The following is an 18779-nucleotide window of genomic DNA, read 5'->3' on the forward strand; positions in this document are numbered from 1 at the left end:
GGCCTCGCAGATAACACCCACCCCACCGGCGCTGATCCCGCCGCGGGAGCGAGGCGAACACATCCGCAACGAACTCCGTTAACTCACCCCGGAGCCGTTCCACCTAGTCCTGGTCATTGGCCGCCGGCGGCCAGGATGCGCGGTCACGCAGGTGGTTGAATTCCACCAGTTCGCGGGCGAGGACGTCGAAATGGGGGAGCGGGGCCCACAAGCTGCGCTCACCGATGACGTAGAGGCGGCGCTTGGCACGGCTCGCGGCGACGTTGAGCAGATGGGGGGTGCGGGCCGCCCACTCGCGGGCCCCGGGACGGCCGCCGCCGAGTATGAGGATGACGACGTCGGCTTCCTTGCCTTGTGCTCGGTGGACGGTGGCGCACCGTTCGTCGAGGAGTTCAGCGGTCCAGCCTTCACGGCCGCGGCAGACCTTCGTGCACTCGGCGACGAGGGCCCGGAATGGAGCGATGACGCGTACGCGCTCGACACCGACGCCGTGCCGGTCCAGGAGGCCGAGGACGAACTCGAAGGCACGGCGGTCGCGTTCGCCCCAAGGGGCGTCGGCCGGGCGGGCTGGGTCGTCGGTGTTGAGCCAGCGGCTGGGGAGCAGCCCATCCCGTTCTCCGTCGGGGAACGCCTGTTGCGCGGTGCCGTAGACCATGAGGCCGTCGTACGCGACCCCATTGCTGACGGTGAACATCGGTTCTTCGCAGCGGCGGTGGACTCGCAGCGGTGAACCCACCCAGACGTGGTCGTCGTCCCCGTCCGGGGCCGGCAGGTAGGTGCCGTAGCGGTTGGACCGGTCGGCCACGGCCTGGGCCGAGGTGGCCGAGGGCAGCCACCGCTCGTCGACGCCGTAGGCGCGCAGCAGCCGGCGTTGCAGAGCGGTGGGCATGGTGACGACGGGCTCGAGCTGGAGAGGATCGCCGACCAGAACGGCACGGCGGGCTCGCCACAGTGCGCCCACGGCGGCCTGCGGGGTGGCCTGCCCGGCCTCGTCTACGAGCAGCCAGCCGATCGACTCCCGGCCGAGGCGCGCGAACATGCTGCCGACGGAGGAGAACGTGGTGGAGACGACGGGCACCATGAGGAAGAGGGTCTGCCAGGCATGCTCGACCTCTTCGTCGGGCAGCGGTCCACTGGTTCCCGCCATCAGCTCCATCAGGACCTGGAGATTGCCGCGGACCCTCTTCGCAGCCCCGGCCACGAAGGCGCGGTGCAGGTCGAGGGCGCGCAGGAACAGGTCGCTGCGCGCGGTGGACCACGCCTCGTCGGACCAGGGGGAGCCGAGTTCCTGGTCGGCTTCGTCGAGGTGGAGCCAGTCGAGCGGCAGTGAGGGCAGACTCCGAGCCGCCTGTCGCAGTTCGTGATGGCGTTCGTTGAGCTCGGTTATGGCGGCCCGCAGGTCGTGGCGGGCCGCTTCAGCAGCCTGCCGGGCCCGCCGCAGTGCAGTGTCCGCCGCGGCCTGCCGGGCGCGCGTGGTCTGTTCGTGCGCGAGGGCGGCGGTGAGGCCGGCGGCGGCCTCGTCGACGGCGGTGGCGGACCGGGAGTTCCGGCCCTCGGCCAGGGATTCGGCGCGTACGGCTGCGGCGACCTGCTCCAGGCAGTCGTCGAGGGCGGCGCGCTGCTGGACGAGCAATTGCGCGTTCTCGGCCCGGGCACGCTCTTGCTGCTCTTCGGCGGCCTGCCGGTCGGCGGAGCTCTGAAACAGGTGCCGTAGTCCGCCGCGCAGGCCCCGCTTGGCGGTAGGTGGTGTGTCCTGGTGTGCGGTGAGCACCGTGACGTACTCGCGGTGGTGCGCGGCCAGTTCACGAGCGGCCGACAGGTCCGCACGGGCGGCGGCAAGCTCCTGCCGGGCTCGTGGTACGCGCTCGGTGGCCGCCCGGTGTCCGGCTTCGGCCGCCGCGGTGGCACTCCGGGCTGCGCCGGTGGCGACGGTGGCCCGTTCCAGGGCGGACGTCGCGGCGGTGACCTGCTGGTCTGTGCGGAACACGGCGGCTTCCAGGTCCGCGATCCGCTGCCCGGCCGACGGAGACTCGACGGCTATCAGCGCCGAGGCCAGCCGGGCACGCTCGGTACGCAGGCGCTCGACCTCGGCCTGGGCGGTGCGGAACGCGGCGACGGCGGCGGTCCACGACGGCACGGGCTCGGCGGGCCCGGCCGCCGCGTCCCGGTTCGCCGCGTCCCTGTCCGTCGCGTCCCGGTTCGCCGGGGCGGCGGGGCGCCGGCTGCCGGGCGGAGTCCTCGGCGGGATCCAGTCACTCAGGACAGCCTGCATGCCGCGCAGTGGTGGCAGTCCTGCTGCGGACCGGGCGGCAGCCTCCTTCTCCGGCAGCCGGCCCCACCAGAACCGGTCGCCGAACTCCTTGCGGTTGGTCTTGTTCCCGAGCACCGCCGCGACCAGGCCCCACGCTTGGCCGCCGAGGAGGGCGGAGGCGAGGTCGGAGAAATGGTCGGGGCCGCCGTGCCAGTGCTCACCGAGCGCGCCGATGCCGGGCAGCTCGGCGGTGATGTTCTCGACCGCGCCGTTGTTGGAGGAGGCGACCACGATCTCGAACCCGGTCAGCCGAGGGTCGAGCCGCGACACGAATCGCGCGTGCTTGCCCTGCCGGTCCTTGCCTCGCCACGCCGGACCGTCAAATGCCTGTGCGGGCCGGTCGAACGTCGCCAACACCGCTGCCCGCTCGACCACCAGCGCGGCGACCAGGTCGCGCAACATCGTCGTCTTGCCCGTGCCGGGCGGGCCGTTCACGGAGAACATCCCCCCTTCGGTGCCTGCGCGGTCGGCGAGCATCCGGTCGACCGCGAACTGCTGGCTCAGCGCGAGCGGGAACCGCGCTGGTGCGGGCCACCGCCCCGGCGGAACCAGCTCCGGACTCACCCCGGTCAGGACGACTCCCCGCTCCTGGCGCACATCAGTCCGCATCCCCACGGCAATGGCATCGTGCTCGGTCAGATACGCGTCCAGTGCCGGGCCGACCCCCTTGCCGAGGGCCCCGGCGACCCGGGCGAGATCCGGAGGGAGCAGGCTGTTGAGGAAAGGCGCTGCGGCGGCGACCTTCGCCTGTGGGTCCCGAGGCCGGTGGACCAGCCTGCTCCGCACCCTGATCACCTGGGGCCGCAGATGGTCCTGCACCCCGCACAGGTCGGCGATCTGCGCGGTCAGGGCGACGAGATCGGCGAACGTGAGCGCGCGGGGACCAGAGCCACCCCTGTGCGCCTCCGGCATGTCCGCAGGGTCGGCCGGCGCCCGCTCGGGAACACTCCCGCCACCCTCCGGATGCCCGGACTCGGCATGGTCCCCGGCGGGCCGGCGAGCCGCTGCCCAGTCGGCGGCGCGGCGCACCAGGGGTTCAGCCGCGCCCTGCAGGACGGCGCCGACGACCTCGCCGAACAGGGCCCCGACCGCGCCGACTGCGGCTTCGCCCAGGATCTCGCCGAGCAGTCGCTGCCAGCTCACGCGGCCGGCCCCGGCCCCGGCCGCAGTTCCCGGCCCACGGCCGGAGCCGGGCCGCTGCCCGTACGCCGTGCCGTGAGGTGGGGCGGCGGAGCCGTAGGGAATCGCGGTGGCCGTCAGCTCGTCGATCGCCGTGCCGAACGCGTCGTCGAGGTCCTCGAATCCGTCCAGCCAGCCCGGCGCGGAGGGTCCCGGATCGAAGAGGCGGCCGGTCGCCCAGGCACAGGCGGAGATCACGGACGTGTCCTCGACCGGTCGCCCCTGATCGTCCAGGACCAGGGCGAACATCGCGCTCTGGCCCGGCAGCGTCAGCTCGGACTGCGGCACACCGGGATCCGGATCGGTCCCCGCGGGCAATACCGCGATCATCGCCTGACGGAGCAGCTCCAGATCGAAAACCCCGCAGTAGATTTCGTGCCGCCACATCCGGCCGTCCGGCGCCCGGCGCGCGCCCGTCTCCGGATGGTCGGCATCCCACGGCAGGTGCGGTGGTATCCGTCCCGGCAGCGGCGCCAGGTCGACGACGCACTCGTCCCTCGGGCCGGACCGTGCGGCGGAGCGCCGCCGGGGCAACGCCGGGATGCTCGGCGGACCGAACAGCTCGATGGCGCGCCAGCACTCCAGCAACGCTTCCCGGCGGCGGTCCTGCCCCTGTCCGCTCCGCACCCCCGGCCCCCTGTCCCACGCGCGGCACCCGGCCGCTCCCCTTGCCGATCAGCTGTCCGTCGAATCTACCGGACCTCCATCAGGCCGGGTCCCGGCAAGCTGGGATACAGCTCGGCGACAAGTACAAGTACGTGTGTCGGCTTCGGCTCGGCGAGCACATCTGCCGGACGCACCGCGGTAATCGATTGCCGGGAGTGGATGGTCGCGTCCGGATGCGGATAAGGCGGAGCGGTGGCGGCTTCTAGTGCTGTGACCGTATTGGTTCGCCGGTTGCTCGTTGTGCTGGTAGGAGGCAACGGCCAGCTAGGGGCGGGGATGGCGGCACTGGTCAGGGTTCGTCGGTTGACCGAGCATGAGGGGCAGAAACTGCAGCGGATCGTGCGGCGGGGCACTATGCGTGCGGTGCGGTTCCGGCGGGCGATGACGCTGCTGGCTTCGGCCGGCGGGAACACCGTCCCGGTCATCGCCCGTCCTGTCCGGAGCGGACGTGAAGCCCTTCGTGGCCTGCTCGTCCGCCGCGGGATCTCCTTCCAGCGGACCAAGACCTGGAAGGAATCCCCGGACCCGGACTTCGACGTGAAGCTGGACCGGATCGAGTACGCGATCAACGAACGGCCGGACCGCACCCTTGCTTTCGGCGAGTTCGGCCGCTCGGTATCCGTCCGACCGGTGGCTCGTGCTGGGCACCGGCCGCCCGGACCGGCTGCCGGCCACTTATCGACGCACCCACGGGATCACCTATTTCCACGGCTGTTACTCGGTCGGTGACGACCGGCTCTGGGGTGTTGTCCGACGGCGCAAGGGCATCGACCACACCTGGGCGGCCCTGCGGTCGATCCGCGCGGGCCGCCCGGACGGCGCCCCCATCTACGTGATCCTCGACAACCTCTCCGCCCACGCGAACTGGAGAATCCGCAGGTGGGCCGCACGGAACAACGTCTCGAGCTGTGCTTCACCCCGACCTACGCGTCCTGGGCCAACCCGATCGAGGCCCACGTCGGCCCCTGCGGTCCAGTTCACCCTCACCCCTTTCGAACCACCCCAACCACACCGTCCAGCCCCGGGCCCTGCACGCCACCTGCACTGGCGAAACCAGAACGCCCGCCACCCGGACGTCCTGGCCGCCCAACGACGTGAAGGCGCACGCGTCCGCAGTGAGAAAGGCATCCGCTGGGGTGGCAGACCACTACAACCCGCAGCCTGACCACCAACCCCGCGAACCTATGCGGTCACAGCACTAGCGACTCGTCGGCCTCACTACGTAGGACACGGGCTTGGGTGTGCGCAGGGATTCGCGTGCTGTCACGCCCAGCAGGTTGTAGTGTCCGTTTTGAGAATAGTTGCCCCCGTCGACAGCGACGCCGTTTCCACTTTGACGGCCCGGCCCGCCATTGAGGCCTGCAGGACCGGCCTCGCGTTGAGTATCAACTCCGTCGTCAACCGGCTGGGTCGCTGGCTGCCCGATCGCGTTCCCAGCCACCGCTCGTATGGGAGGTTCTGCATGGCCGTCAAGCCCGCTCTCGACTTCTCCGGTCGGCACTTGTACGCGCAGGCGGACGCGCTGCGGGCGGCACCGTCGACGGATCGATCGTGGGAGGCGACTTCCGCGGCGTCAGTGGCGGGATCCACCACGGCACCGTTTACGGCGACAAGCAGGAGTAGCCCATCCCCGTCGCAGACCCGCACTGTTTGCTGCGAGCCCCCGGATGCGGCCGTCAGGCCGCGGGCGCGGGAAACTGCGCGGGTGAGCAACCCGATACGCGAACGCGCCCTTGGGCTCGGCGTCAACGCCCTGATCCCCGCCGACCCCGAAGCTCAGACCCCCGTCGCCCGCGCCCGGGCGGCCTTGGCCGCCGTCCAGACCGCCCAGGTCCCCCTTGTCGTCCTCGACGGCATCGTCGGCCTGCTGGCCGAACTAGAACAGCAGGCCGACGATGAGGAGACGCAGCACGCCGCCCGGGAGGCAGTGGACTACCTCCGCGCCCTCACCGGCTGACCGCTGCCAGCCGCCGGCCTGATGCCCCGCCCCAGGGCCCCGCACACCGTGCGGGGCCCCTGCCGTACCCCGAGGGAGCGGCTGCGGACCCATCCTCGGACCAGCCCGTCTCGGCCTGACGCGATGTCAGCGCTGCCCGTCACACTGGTCTCCTTGCCGACCAGCGGGAGGTCAGTGTGGCGTTTCGTGCCGTGCACCAGGAGTGGGGAACCGTCTTCGCACACCTGCCTGACCTTGGGTGCGGACACAGCTGGGCCGAGGTATGGAAGGCCCGGCCACCCGCACCGCTCGTGTGCGACGAGTGCCGTCACCCGATGCACGCGAAAACCTCCCACGCGGGCCTGCGGTTCTTCGCCCACGCACCCGGCGCGCCGAACTGCGCACTGAGCGGGGAATCCGTCGCCCACCACCTCCTCAAGCTTGAGCTCGCCTCCGCCGCTCGTGACGCCGGCGCCCACGCCGAACTCGAGGTCCGGGGCCCGGACGGCACCTGGCGGGCCGACGTCCTGGCCACTGACCCCGCCGGGGCCTGGAAAGTGGCGCTCGAAGCCCAGCTCGCGCCCATCACCGACGCCGACATCACCGCCCGCACCGACAAGATGCGCGCCGACGGCGTCACCTCCATATGGTTCAGCGACCGTCCCCGCCCACCATGGCTGGGCACCGTCCCGTCCATACGGCTCACCACACAGGCCGCGGGCCACTGCCCGGTCGTCGCCGAGGGCCTGGTGAAGTTCTCCGGCCCGTACTGGAAGCCGGCCCCGCAGGTCGCCATCGCCGACTTCCTGCGCTGGGTTTTCACCGACAAGGTCACCGTCCACGAGCCCCGAAAGCCCTTGGCTTCCCCGCTCCGCCAGCTCCCGCAGGTCTGGACAGCACCGCAGTACATCCACGCCGAGGACGCCTACCTCGCCGAGGAAGAACGCCAGTGGCGCATCCGCGAAGACCGCCGGGCCGCTCTACAGCAGGCACACGAGAAGCGGCGGGACGCGATCCGCGCAAGGAACGCGATCTCCCGGGCGAAGGCCCTCGAAGAAGCCACCGCCGCCGAGCAAGCAGCACGCCAGACCGGGGCCCGGAAGCTGCGCGAGATCGCCATCGGCTTCCGCAGAGGGATCGACCAGGCCCTCGCGAAACTCGCCGACGAGCACGGCGTCAGCGCGAGCGTCGGCTGGAGCACCGGCGACCCCCGGTACGCCGGCGGCATCCCCCTCGTCGTCGACGACGGCGTCCCGGCCGCGGTATTCGACCCGGACCCCGGACGAGTGCGCGGCGAGGCATTCCTACTGCTGGCCGGGCTCCTCCTGATCTTTCCCAGCAAGGACAGCCAGCGCCGTTTCGAGAACGCCGCGAACATCAAGAAGAGGCACCGGCCGCTCGACGGCTACCGGACCGACGTCGCCGAGTTCGTGCCCGCCAGCAGCTCCACCGCCCCCTGTACCTGCCCTGTCCCGCAACTCGTCGCGCGGATCCACAACGCCGAATACCTCGCGGAGCCGAGCGAGCAGATGGAGCCCGCGGCCGCGCTCTTCCGGGCCGAATGCCGGGCGTGCGGGGGGAAGTACGAGCGGCCGTGGCGCCGGACCAGCAGCAAGCCGATCGGCCGACTCGTCAGGCGGGACGGCGAGCATCCCTTCCCGTAGGCGCAGCTCCGCAGAGTTCCGAAGAGATGCCGGAACGCCTGGCGGTGTGCACCAGGCAGGGCAGCCTTCGCCCGGAGCGAGTTAAGCCCTGTCGGTGGACACGAGAACGTCAGGGGTTGGACACGGAGAATGTCAGCGGAAAGCCGTGCGAGTCCCAAAGGCCGAGGATTGCCATCCCCCACACTGCAAGGCCAGGGGAGGGGCAGCGTGGCGTAGGGAGCTTGCATGGGTCAGCCGGCATGGCAGTCCATCGTGCTGTCACCGACGCCATCGATGAGTGACCCCCCAGGACCAGTTGTTGCTGAGAGTACGGGGCCTGATGTGGCGGTAGACGCAACCGCCCGAGCGAGGCCAGTCGATCGCGTAGACGCTTTGGCTCGACTCGGAAAGGAAGGAAGCGGCATTGTCGTGGAGGAAGGCCGGGACGTCGGTGTACCCGGTGCCCGAGTAGCACCAGCTCTGGCCGTAGACGGCCAGGGATGTCTTGCCCACACCGGCCGGCCCGGTGATGATCAGGCACTGCGATTCGTCGTCGGCCGCCTTCAGGAACCTGCCTGCGACGTGGACCTCCTCGTCGCGCCCGACAAGAGGAAGCCGAGCCGGCGGCAGAAGACACGGCGCTCCCTCGGATCTGCTGCTCTTCATGGCCGGGGCCCCTCGGCCATGGATCGGCGCACCTCCAGCCATCGAGCCACTTCGTCTTCCGGCAGGCCGAGGGTGCGCAGCAGCATGCCGATCAATTCGCCGTGAGGCAATGTGTCCCGGTTGAGGGCGCTGGCGAGCGTGCTCATCGGCAGGCTGTAGCCCTGCTGACGGGCACGTCGTTCGATGTCACGAAAGGACAGGCCGGTTCTGGTCTTCAGCCGCCGCAGTTGGGCCACGAATTCGCTGCTGTTGTGTGCGTCGCCGGGGTCGACGCCGGTCGCTTCGAGGGGGTTCATCTCGCCACCCGCCCACGCGCTTGTCTCCACGGCGCGAAGGGGACCCTGCCCCGCAGCAAGCCGCATGTCACAGCGACACGCGTCCGAGCAGCGCAGACAGCCGGACCGCATACGTACAACATGACCCACATCATGGCCGTGGTCCTACGTGACGACTACGGGATTGCCGGCCAAGGGCAACCGTCCGTCCGGGGCGGGCCTCGGAGGGCCAGAGCAGTCGGACGCGGTCGTCGGTGAGTGCGATCACGAGTAGGCCGTGGCCTTTGCTCTTGCCGGACGGGAAGGGCCTCCAAGTGGCTGCGGGCATGGAAAAGAGACCATCGACAGCGGGCCCTTCAAAAGAGCGAGGAGAAGTCGACCGGCTTCAAGGCCAGTGGGGCAAGTGGGGTGCGATGGCGCTACTCGCTACGTACGGTGGACCGGGCCTTTCGGTTTGACTCTACGAAACGAGAGCAGCGCGGCTCGAACCCGCTCGGCTGGGAAACCCCAGCCGAGCGCGTGCATAAACTGCTCGTCACCACACGTCAGTGATTACGTCGTCTCACGGACGTGACGGTGTCCAGCGCGTTCGGATCGGCCCGGGCGAGCAGCTCCTCGTCGACGGGGAAAAGGAGCGTGTGGGCGCCCGGGGTGTGCTCCAGGGCGGCCTCGCACTACTCGGACTCGGAGCCGAGGGACATCAGGAAAATCCAGAAAAGAATGCCGAAGCCCAGCCCGACCAAGTTGACGATGAGGGCGGACTTCGACGCACGCTGTGCGCCGAGTGCGTCCCCGTAACCCCAGCGGGTGGAAACCTGCGCCGAGTAGTACATCCCAATGGCGCCGAAGAGGAACCAGAAGAACACGAAGACGACGATCGACAGCCACCAGTAGGTGGGTGGTTTGGTGCCCTGCGTGGCCTTTGGCGCTACTCTGCCGCGCGTGGGAGGCCGCTGATAGACCGGGGGCGCGTCGGGTGGTGGGTAGTGTCTTCCAGGAGGAGGATCGGGGGAGCTGTTGCTGTCGCCGGATGACGGTCCTGGTGTGCTCATGGCGGTGAATTCCCTTCATCTTCAGAAGTTCGGGTCGTCGATGACCTTGCCGTTGTCGGAGGCTTGGCTGGTCCAGCAGCCGTTCCAGAACCACCGCAGTTGATGCCGGCCCGAGGGGTCCGGGTACCAGCCGGCCGGTGGTAGACCGGATTCCGGTGTCGTCGGCTCTTGCTGGACACTTGCGGACGTGGACGGCGCGGCGGGCTCTTCCTGCGACTCCGGTCCGGGGGAGGGTATTTCCGACGGCTCCCCGCTCACATCCCTCAGTAGTGGGTCCAGTATCTGCCAGGCGGCATGGCAGAGATCGCGGCGCCGTTGCAGTTCGCGCAGCAGGGTGACGACGGCCTGGCGCTCTCTCTCCAGGTCCAGGCGGATACGCAACTCGGTGATCAGCCCGACCTGTTCGTCCAGCGTCAGGCCCGTTGCTCGTACGCGGTCGCGGAGATCGCCCAGGTAGCTGGAGGGCACATCCGGGCGTTTGGGCATGGGGTCGGGCAGCGGCGGGGCGCAGGGCAGTCCTGTCAGGGCGCTCGCAAGCTTGGCTCCGGCCAATGGGTCGGCTTGGGTGAAGTCGACGAACTGTCGATTGCTCAGATCCGGCGGCAGGATGTCGGGTGTGACCGGTTCGACCATGACGGGCAGCGGCGGCTTGCCGAGATCGGCTGCGTACTCGCGCTCCCGCTGAGCAGGGACCGAATCGAAGAGCTCAGGTGAGAGCACGATGACGATGGCGTCGCACGCCTCGATTTCCGCGAGGATCCGGTCCCACCACGGCTTTCCGCCCTCGGACTCCAGCTCGCGGTCCACCCAGGGGGTGTGGCGCAGCGCTTTGAACACTTCCACCAGCCTCAGCACGGATTCACTGTCAGGGCGCGCGTACGAGATGAAGAGACGACGCCCGCCCGGCGCTCCTGCTGGCGTTGTCGAGGTCATGGGAATCCCCTACACGTGTGCGCCCACGCTCCTGTGTTTCGCGGCCCACGCTGCTGTTTTCAGGTTAGCGCCACCCCAACGGACAGGCACGGGAGAGACCGAGCAGCGGTCTGGAACCGCCCGGGCACAGCGGGTACGGCGGATGTTGCTGATGCGGGAGGCGGGGCGGCGGGAGATCCTGGGAAGGGGCAGTACGCATCGGGATCGGCGAGCTCTCCGAGGTGACCCAATGACCTTCGGCTCCGGTGACGAGAGGGTTGGGGGACAGCCGGCCGAAGCGGCCGAAGGATGGACACGGACCGTACCTCTTCCGGAGCGGACGGTATTCCGGCCGGGGGCCAGGGGAGGACGCGGCGCAGCGGGCCGGGCGGGGGCCCTGGACGCGGCGCTGTCCCGTCTGGGACTGTTCCCGCCGGCCGAGCGGCGACCGGTGCTCGTGGTCAGCGGCGGAGCCGATGAAACCGGGCCGGGGCCGGGGGATCAACCAGAGCTGCGGGACGGGGCAGGTCCGGCAGGTTCAGCAGGTCAGAGGGTGCCGCGGCAGGCCGCCGCGGCGCTGGGAGCGGCGGTCGCGACGGCGCGGGAGCTGAGTGGTGCGATCCTGATCGACGACGGGGGCGGGTCGGTGGCCGCTGCTGCGTTGGCTGCCGATGGCGCCCGGGGCACCGGCAGTCCGCCGACCGTGCTCAGCGTGGTCTCTGGGCACCGCGCGGTCGGACGGGGAACGCCGGGCGACGAGGAGCAGGAGCATACGCGGGTCATCGAGGTCGACGTTGCCGAGGGGGACACAGCTGCCGCCTGGAAGCCGGCCGTGGCTGCCACCCTGGCCGAGGGAGCGCCGGTAGTGACGGTGCTGGCGGGGGGAGACGCGGCCGCCAGGGCGGAGGTGCTGTCGGCGGTGCGCTGTGGGATTCCGGTCTTCGTCCTGGCATGGTCCGGCGGACTGGCAAGGCAACTTGGTGAGCACCGACAGCGGTCGCACCGACCGGGCCGGACCGGTCTGCCGCACCGGTCGCGCAGGGACGGCTCTCCGCTGCCGACAGCCGACCGGAAGGCAGGGACGAGAGGAGGGTCAGAGGCAGCGGCACAGGCACAGTCGGAGGAGGTGGACGAGATCCTTCGGCACGGTGACCTCCGGGTGCTCTCGGAGCATGACCCCTGTGCGCTCTCGCGCCGTCTCACCTGGGAGTTGCAGGACAAGCCGGTGTTGAAGGCCGCCTGGCAGACGTTCGCCACCTACGATCGGCTCGCCACTCGGCTGCGCCGCGCCTTCCAGCGTTTGCAGGCGCTGGTCCTCGGGCTCGGGGTCTTCGCCACGCTTCTCGCGCTGATCGACGCCGAGATCGGCGGGGGGAAGCTGCACTGGGTGGTCGTCGCGGTACCGGTCGCCGTCTCGGTCCTCATCGCATGGTCCAGCCGCCACGCCCGCGGTCCGCGGTGGATCGCGCTCCGCGCCGCGGCAGAGGACGTCAAGTCCGAGATCTACCGGCACCGGGCCCTTGAAGGCGCCGCCGGTCCCGCAGAGGGCAGCGGGCGTATGGCCGCAGAGCGCCGTCGACGGATGCTCAAATGGCTCGGTGACATCGAGGGGCGGCTGGTCAGGACCAACGCCGGCACTGCTCCCCTCACTCCGTACCACGGGCCACTGCCACCTCCGATGGCCGGCAGTGGTTGCGCCGATGACGGGCTGAGCCCGCTGACGGCCGCGCAGTACGTCGGGATCCGATTGAGAGACCAGGTCGCCTACTACCATTCCCGCGTCCGGCATCTGCACCGGCTGCGGTCCGCACTGGAAGCTCTGGCGATCTGTGCAGGTGCGGTGGGCACGCTGCTGGCGGCCGTCCAGGTCGATCCCTGGATCGGGTTGACCACGGGTGTGTCGACCGCTGCGCTGGCCGCCCTCGGCTATGTGCAGGCCGACGCCAACATCATGGCGTACAACCGGACCGCCGGTGATCTTGAGGTGCTGAGGCAGAGCTGGGAAGCGCGTGCCACCGAGGAACAGGAGGCAAGCTCCGTCGTCGCCTTGGTCATGAGGACGGAGGCGGTCCTGGGGCGCGAGCGTGCCAGGTGGGTGCACCAGATGAGCGAGGTCCTCCAGGAACTGAAGGACAGACAGGATCTGGCGCCGAAGAAACGGCCCGCGCCGCACGATGGTTCGGGAGGCGCGCCATGAGCGGGGAACCGTCGGGTGCCGCTTCGGCCCTGGACGGCGAAGGACGCCTACCGTTCACGCTCCGGGTCGGCGTGACCGGGCACCGCGCTCTGGACCGGCCGGGCGACCTCATGTCCGCGGTCCAGGAGGCGGTCCGCGAGCTGAGCGCACGGCTGTCCGGCATAGCGGGACCGCTGCCGACGGTGTGTGTCCTCTCGGCGCTGGCGGAAGGCGCCGACCGTCTGGTCGCCACCAAGCTGCTGGAATGGCCCGGAGCCACCCTGGAAGCGGTGCTGCCCGTACCGCCCGACGACTACCTCGGCGACTTCGGCAGCGCGGAGTCACGGGCCGAATTCCACGCGCTCCTCGCCCGATCCGCGGCCATCCGGCGTGTGCCTGTCGTCGCGACGCGGGAGGAAGCATACGAGAGGGCCGGGCACGACATCGTGGACCGGTCCGACGTGATGGTTGCGCTCTGGGACGGCCAGCCGGCCCAAGGGCGGGGCGGTACCGCGGCCATCGTGCGCTACGCACAGGAGCGTGGCGTGCCACTGGCGTGGATCCGTACGACGGGTGAGCCACGGGTGGAGTACCGGCTGGAGGAGGCCCGTGCCCGCGGAACGCGTGAAGCGGCATACGAGTTCCGCCAGTACAACGCGGGCGGAGTACGCGATTTCCCCCTGTCGGTACGTGTCGAGCGGGACCGGCTGAAGCCCACGTCCGGCGGATCGGCGGCCGTCGAGCAGGCCCACGAGGCCGTCGCCGACTGGATCGTTCCCTACTTCGTCCGGGCGGACGTCCTGGCATCGCGGCTGCACCGTCGATTCCGCGTGGCGAGCGCGGCGATCTTCATCATGGCAGCGGCGGCCGCCGTCGTCGTAGCCACCCAGGTCACCTTCTTGCCCCGGCGCGACTGGATCACCGTGGTGGAGGTCGTGCTGCTCGCTCTGCTTCTGGTGGTTCCGATCGTGACCCGCCGGCGTCGGGTGCTCGATCGCTGGATCTCCTACCGGTTCCTGGCCGAACGCCTGCGGTCCGAGTACTTCTTCGCGCTGTGCGGAACGAGGAGCCGCAGGGTGCGCACCGGCGGTGGAAGCCAGCTCTTCGATCCGTCCGAAGCATGGGTGAGACGGGCCGTGCTGGAAATCATCGCGCGCCGCCCGCCCGTTCATCTGACGCCGGCGGACGTCCCGGCACTCAAGCAGCACCTCAGCCAGCACTGGATCCGTGCCCAGATCCGCTACCACCAGCAGGCGGCCCGGCGGCAGGGTGCCTGGGATACCAGGCTGTACCTGGCGACCAACGCCATCTTCGGCATCACCCTGATCGCCGCATTCCTGCATATGCTGGGCGCCGGTCAGCACGCGGACCACGGCTCCTCGTGGGGACTGCTCCTCATCGTGCTGTCGATCGGCATGCCGACCCTCGGCGCCGCCATGCACGGCATCCGGACGCAGGCTCAGTTCCGGCAGCACTGCCAGCGCTACCTGCGCATGGCCCAGCTGCTGGAGGGCCTCGAAGGGAAGTTGCAGCGGGCCCGCACGTTGGAGCGGATCCGTGAGGTCGCGATCGAGACGGAGCGCGTCATGCGGGACGAGACGAGCGCCTGGTTCGGCGTTATGCGCTTCCACGACATCGAACTGATCTCTTGAGGCGTGTTTCCGAGGTCCCAGTTTCCTGAAATTCGACCGTGTCTGGTCCGCTGATTCGTGTTTGGTTCCGGGGTCAGGTTCCGCACCAGTTCGGGGTGGTTTTCTCTGGTGAGGCGGCGGGTCATGAGGTCGATCAACGCGAGGTGGATCACGGCTTCGGAGCGGTGGGGGTGGGTCTCGTAGCCGCGGGCGAGGCGGCGGTGGTGCATGAACCAGTCGAATGTCCGCTCGTTCGTCCAGCGCCTTGGAATGACCTTGAATCCCCGGGTGGGTTCCCGGGGGGTCGCTGGACGGGGTGGACGTCGATGCCCAGGCGGGCTAAGGCACGTTGTGCAGTGGGGCCTGCCCACTCCCAGTTCCTCGGCCCATTCCAGAGAGGGCACGTGAAGATCGCCCGAGTGGCAGCCGCCACCCGCGCCGCGGCAGTGCTCCCACTGACCGGTGCCCCAGCAGCGAATGCCGACGAGATTCACGTCGGCCTCCTCGACACGGCAGACGTGGCCGTATCCACGCCCGCGGCAATTCCCGTCTGCGGTAACAATATTGCTGCTCTCGGGGTAGCGATCAGCTGCAAGAAAACCTAGGCCTGCTGACTCATCCACCGTCGGCCACTTCCCGGGGCGCTGGCGGGGTGGCAGGCCGGTGCGGACGGCGTCACCGTAGAGGTGCCGGAATTCCCAGGGACTTCGCCGGCGGTGTCGTAGGCGTGGGCGACGAGGCCAGGGTGGGACATCAGAGATCCGGCTCCCTGGCCCGGCCGGACAGCCCGAGCTCCACGTTCCCCCGAGTTTCGAGAAACGGGAGTGGCACACGCCTTGGTCGAGGAGTTGTTCGCTCGGGTTCCCGACCAGTAGATCATGTTGCCCGCGTGGGACCGCGAGCTGTACGAGGTGTGGCTCAAGCTCGGGTTCACTTACGTCCCTGAACCCGGTGAAACACCGGGGTACCGCGGCTACTACGGCGACATGGTGCGCCCGCCGGTAGAAGCTCCGCCCTGAAGGTCCAGGTTTCGTCCGCCCGCTCACATCTTCGGCCGGCCATGGCGGGCGGATTCCTCCGCTCATAGCGTCCTGTCACGTCTACGGGTGTGATGACGAGATGGACACCGGCGGCGGCTGGGATGGTCCTATGCGCGAAGATGGGTGCGTGGACAAGATCAGCGCCACGGAACGGGCGGCATCCCCAGGACAGTGGGTCCGGTCGGCCTGCCCCCGAATCGATCGACTACCCGCTGGTCCGTAATGGCGTCGATTCCCTGGCCGGCGTCGTTCAGCGCCTCGGCTTACCTCCCCTGATCCGCGGCGAGGAGCACCTTCCGGGGCCCGCGCTCACTCAAGTACGCGGTCCTCCATTTCAGGTAGCCGTAGCGGTGCTGCTGAAGGCGCGTCTGCAGCGCGAAACCCCGCTCCCAATCGGCGCCGCGGAGGTCAAGGCACTCGGGAACCACTCGCGCGAACCGTGAGGTGGTCTGCATCACCGACAGCACCAGCCGCGTGCAGGCCTGAACATGCGTCCGTCCGGGCGGCGGTCAGCGCGAGACGCTGCTCATATCCGCGTAACGGTCGCCCGTCACCTGGTCCGCGATCGGGTGAAGCGCGTGCGCCTCGCGCAACTCGTCGCCGCTGACCTCGGACAGGCCCAGTTGCCCCGGCTGGAGTTGACCGGTCGGATCCTTGCCGAGACGCTCCGACTCTAGCCCCCATGCTGGATGTTCACCCGGACCGTCACGACTGACACCAGTCTCGCCGACTATCCGATCCCGGCCGGCGTCAGCCAAGTTCTTGGGGCCATAGCTGCAATAGACGTTCTCCGTCTGCTGCTGGTACACCGCTTGCACCTCCGTTGACCAGGTAGAACGTCTATCCACGACCGGGGTGGCGGCGGGCCGGCCCGCAACTGGTGTGGATCTCGGTCCGCCCGGGGCCTCGTCGCTTTGCAGCCGCCGTGGGGCGCTGAGCGTCTGGCTCCGGGCGGAAGGTGGGCCGACCCGAACAACGCGCGCCCGCACCTGACGTCTTCGCCGCCGCACCTGACGAGCACTCGCTCGCCGCGCGCTGCCGAGGACCGACACAGAGATGCGGGCCGTGATAGACCGTTCCTCGAGTCGTTCGGCAGTTCAGATGCGTGGGCCATGCTGGGGAGCTACCGGCCCGGGTCGTGAATTCGCGTTCACGGAGGAGAGATCAGCGTGCTGTGGTGGAAGCCAAGACGCGGGTCGTGCCTCCAGGAGAGGCCGTCGACGTACTGCCGCAGCTGCGGCATGCGCACCCGCTGCCGCTGCGCTCCCGTGCCTACGCCTTGATCGACACGAAGCCACCCGGCGAAGCGATCGACGAACGGCTCACCATCCGCGCGGCCGCCGTTGACCTGGCTTTGCGCACCGCCGCCGCCTGCATCGCCGCAACAGGTGCCCGTTCCATGTCCTCGGACACCCCTGCGGCGCGCTTGATGGCGGAAGCGTCGTTCCACCTGGTCCACGGCCAGACACCCCAGGCCAAGGAGGCCTACGCACGACTTGCGGGTGCGTCGGCCGGGCCGCACCAGTGTGCCTGAACCGTTGGGGGGGAGGCAGGGGGCCGCTCTCGGCTGGCTGGGGGCGGGACGTCCGCTCACGCACGCACCCCGCCTCGACGCAACCCGCTGGTCGCGCGTGAGCGACAAAGGCGCTCGCCCTACCGACGCCGGCTGCTCCCCGCATCACCCGGTCGCCGTACAACGGCGTAACCGTAACCGGCGACGGCGATCACGCAAACGGCACACACGATGAGCAGATCATGGGCCGACTGCTGGGTCAGTGCCACGGCCACGCCCGTGACCACGACCAGCGGCGGTACGGGCCACAGCGGCATGCGGAACGGCGGCCGGCCACCCGGGGCGATCCGGCGCGCACGGACCCGGCACACCAGTGCCGCCACCGCGACCAGCAGGCACACGATGACGATCACGACTCCGGTGAAGGTGATCAGGTCGTTGAGCGAGCTGAAGACGCACAGGACGCCGTTGCCCACAAAGAGGAATGCGAAGCCGTGGACCGGGACCCGGGAGCGCGGCGAGGTGTGCCCGAAGAACCGCCCCAGCGGCCCGGGGAGCATGCCGTCGCGTGCCGCGGCGTAGTAGACCCGGGCGTAGCCGAGGTTGGCCGACAGTCCGGCATCGAACATGGCCACCACGACCCCGGCCAACAGGATGGTCGCTCCAGTCGGCCCCATCACCTGGTGGGCAATCAGCGACAGCGGCGAGTCGTCGGCCGCGGTCCGGCCGGCGTCCCGTACTGCGAAGGTGGCCGCCACCACCGCGAGCAGTTCCACCGTCACCGACACCCACGCCGCCCACATCACCGCCCGCGGCAGCATGTGCCGCGGCCCGCGGGCCTCCTCGGCGAAGTACAGAGGCCAGTCGTATCCGTTGAACGCGAACAGCGCGGGAACCACCGCCGCGATCAGCCCCGACGCGCCCGGTACGACAGGATGAGTGAACGGTCGGCTGTCGGGGGTGACATGGGCCAGGGCGCAACCGGTGAAGACGAGGATCACCACGAGTTCGAGGAGGAGCATGCCGGCAGCGACCCAGCTCGCCGGTGCAATCCGGCCCATCGACAGTGCGGTGACGGCGGCGAGCATGGCCAGCGCGGTCCAGCCGACCGGCAGCCCGCCGGGCACCAGTCCGGACAGATACGTCGCGGCGGCGGTGAACACCGAAGCCGTGGTCACCAGCCCGAGCAGCAGGAACAGCACCGTCGCCAGGCCGCCCCACAGCGGTCCCAGCGCCCGGTAGACGATGGTGTACGCGCCCCCGGCGGATGGGAAGAGCGAACCGGTCTCGGCGTAGCACAGCGCCATGGCCAGCACGATCACCGCGGCGATAAGGAAGGCGTAGACCACACCGGTGCCGGCCGAGGCGAGCCCGGTGCCGTAGACGAGGAAGACCGAGGTCGTCGGGGAGACCGCCGAAACCGCGATCGCCAGCACGTTCAACGGCCGGAGCGCCGAGGATTCCAGCCCGGTCGGATCCTGTTCCCCCGGCGCCTTCCCGACGATCGCCGTCCCCTCCTCGATCACGCCGCCTCCCTGGCCTCGTGCTTTCGTGAAGTGAGCTGTCCGATGCCTGATCGCGAACGCGAGAACCGCTCCTGACCCGCAACGACAGGGCTTGTCGAGAGTCCTGTTGGCTGTGAGGAAAGAGGCACTGCCCAAGTGACCAAACATATCGGGTTCTAGGTTCTACCCATGTTCGCGTTGAGGGCGACGGCCGTGTCTCGGCGGCGGTCGAACTCTGCACCGGGCTGCGGGCCGGGCAGTTCGAGCGGCCGTC

General features: G+C 69.7%; 12 protein-coding genes and 2 pseudogenes. 6 read left to right on the plus strand and 8 right to left on the minus strand.

Features of this window, described 5'->3' with window-relative positions:
- Positions 1-103: 103 nt before the first annotated feature.
- Positions 104-4117, minus strand: a complete 4014-nt coding sequence (locus ACFPP6_RS01895; RefSeq protein WP_382036286.1) for an AAA domain-containing protein — start codon at positions 4115-4117, stop codon at positions 104-106.
- Positions 4118-4432: 315 nt separating this feature from the next.
- Between ACFPP6_RS01895 and ACFPP6_RS01900 the strand changes: the two are divergent.
- The 3 genes and pseudogenes from ACFPP6_RS01900 (at position 4433) to ACFPP6_RS01910 (ending at position 7756) form a co-directional block, all read left to right on the plus strand.
- Positions 4433-5321, plus strand: a pseudogene (locus ACFPP6_RS01900) (transposase).
- Positions 5322-5861: 540 nt separating this feature from the next.
- Positions 5862-6113: a hypothetical protein gene (locus ACFPP6_RS01905; protein ID WP_382036289.1), complete on the plus strand. Its 252-nt coding sequence runs from the start codon at positions 5862-5864 to the stop codon at positions 6111-6113.
- A 314-nt stretch (positions 6114-6427) separates the two neighbouring features.
- Positions 6428-7756 (plus strand): competence protein CoiA family protein, encoded by a 1329-nt coding sequence (locus ACFPP6_RS01910; protein WP_382036292.1) that lies wholly within the window; start codon positions 6428-6430, stop codon positions 7754-7756.
- Positions 7757-8014: 258 nt separating this feature from the next.
- Here ACFPP6_RS01910 and ACFPP6_RS01915 read toward each other — a convergent pair whose 3' ends face one another.
- From ACFPP6_RS01915 to ACFPP6_RS01930, 4 genes are all read right to left on the minus strand, one after another.
- Positions 8015-8401, minus strand: coding sequence for an ATP-binding protein (locus tag ACFPP6_RS01915; protein ID WP_382036294.1), 387 nt, complete (start codon positions 8399-8401; stop codon positions 8015-8017).
- Positions 8398-8697 carry a helix-turn-helix domain-containing protein gene (locus ACFPP6_RS01920; RefSeq protein ID WP_382036296.1) on the minus strand — a complete coding sequence of 100 codons (300 nt, stop codon included), beginning with the start codon at positions 8695-8697 and terminating at the stop codon, positions 8398-8400. The genes ACFPP6_RS01915 and ACFPP6_RS01920 overlap by 4 nt, the downstream gene beginning before the upstream one ends.
- 653 nt (positions 8698-9350) lie before the next feature.
- Complete coding sequence (locus tag ACFPP6_RS01925) at positions 9351-9728, minus strand: CD225/dispanin family protein (RefSeq protein ID WP_382036299.1); 378 nt, start codon at positions 9726-9728, stop codon at positions 9351-9353.
- A 21-nt stretch (positions 9729-9749) separates the two neighbouring features.
- Positions 9750-10661 (minus strand): TIR domain-containing protein, encoded by a 912-nt coding sequence (locus tag ACFPP6_RS01930; protein ID WP_382036301.1) that lies wholly within the window; start codon positions 10659-10661, stop codon positions 9750-9752.
- Positions 10662-11193: 532 nt separating this feature from the next.
- On the opposite strand from ACFPP6_RS01930, the gene ACFPP6_RS01935 reads away from it, so the two are divergent.
- Together ACFPP6_RS01935 and ACFPP6_RS01940 are read left to right on the plus strand one after the other, a co-directional pair.
- Positions 11194-12837: a DUF4231 domain-containing protein gene (locus ACFPP6_RS01935; RefSeq protein ID WP_382036304.1), complete on the plus strand. Its 1644-nt coding sequence runs from the start codon at positions 11194-11196 to the stop codon at positions 12835-12837.
- Between the two features lie 110 nt (positions 12838-12947).
- Positions 12948-14468 carry a DUF4231 domain-containing protein gene (locus tag ACFPP6_RS01940; RefSeq protein WP_382036306.1) on the plus strand — a complete coding sequence of 507 codons (1521 nt, stop codon included), beginning with the start codon at positions 12948-12950 and terminating at the stop codon, positions 14466-14468.
- 73 nt (positions 14469-14541) lie between these two features.
- Here ACFPP6_RS01940 and ACFPP6_RS01945 read toward each other — a convergent pair.
- A pseudogene (locus ACFPP6_RS01945) lies at positions 14542-14787 on the minus strand (IS5 family transposase); the annotation flags it as partial.
- 1209 nt (positions 14788-15996) lie between these two features.
- Complete coding sequence (locus ACFPP6_RS01950; RefSeq protein ID WP_382036309.1) at positions 15997-16296, minus strand: hypothetical protein; 300 nt, start codon at positions 16294-16296, stop codon at positions 15997-15999.
- A 368-nt stretch (positions 16297-16664) separates the two neighbouring features.
- Here ACFPP6_RS01950 and ACFPP6_RS01955 point away from each other — a divergent pair, with 368 nt between their 5' ends.
- Positions 16665-17021, plus strand: coding sequence for a hypothetical protein (locus ACFPP6_RS01955; protein ID WP_382036310.1), 357 nt, complete (start codon positions 16665-16667; stop codon positions 17019-17021).
- A 119-nt stretch (positions 17022-17140) separates the two neighbouring features.
- Here the strand turns inward: ACFPP6_RS01955 and ACFPP6_RS01960 are convergent, their stop codons facing one another.
- Positions 17141-18661: an APC family permease gene (locus ACFPP6_RS01960; RefSeq protein WP_382036312.1), complete on the minus strand. Its 1521-nt coding sequence runs from the start codon at positions 18659-18661 to the stop codon at positions 17141-17143.
- Positions 18662-18779 lie beyond the last annotated feature (118 nt).

Origin of the sequence: Streptomyces aureoversilis (genome assembly GCF_042657885.1) — a bacterium.
Classification (GTDB): Bacteria; Actinomycetota; Actinomycetes; order Streptomycetales; family Streptomycetaceae; genus Streptomyces; species Streptomyces aureoversilis.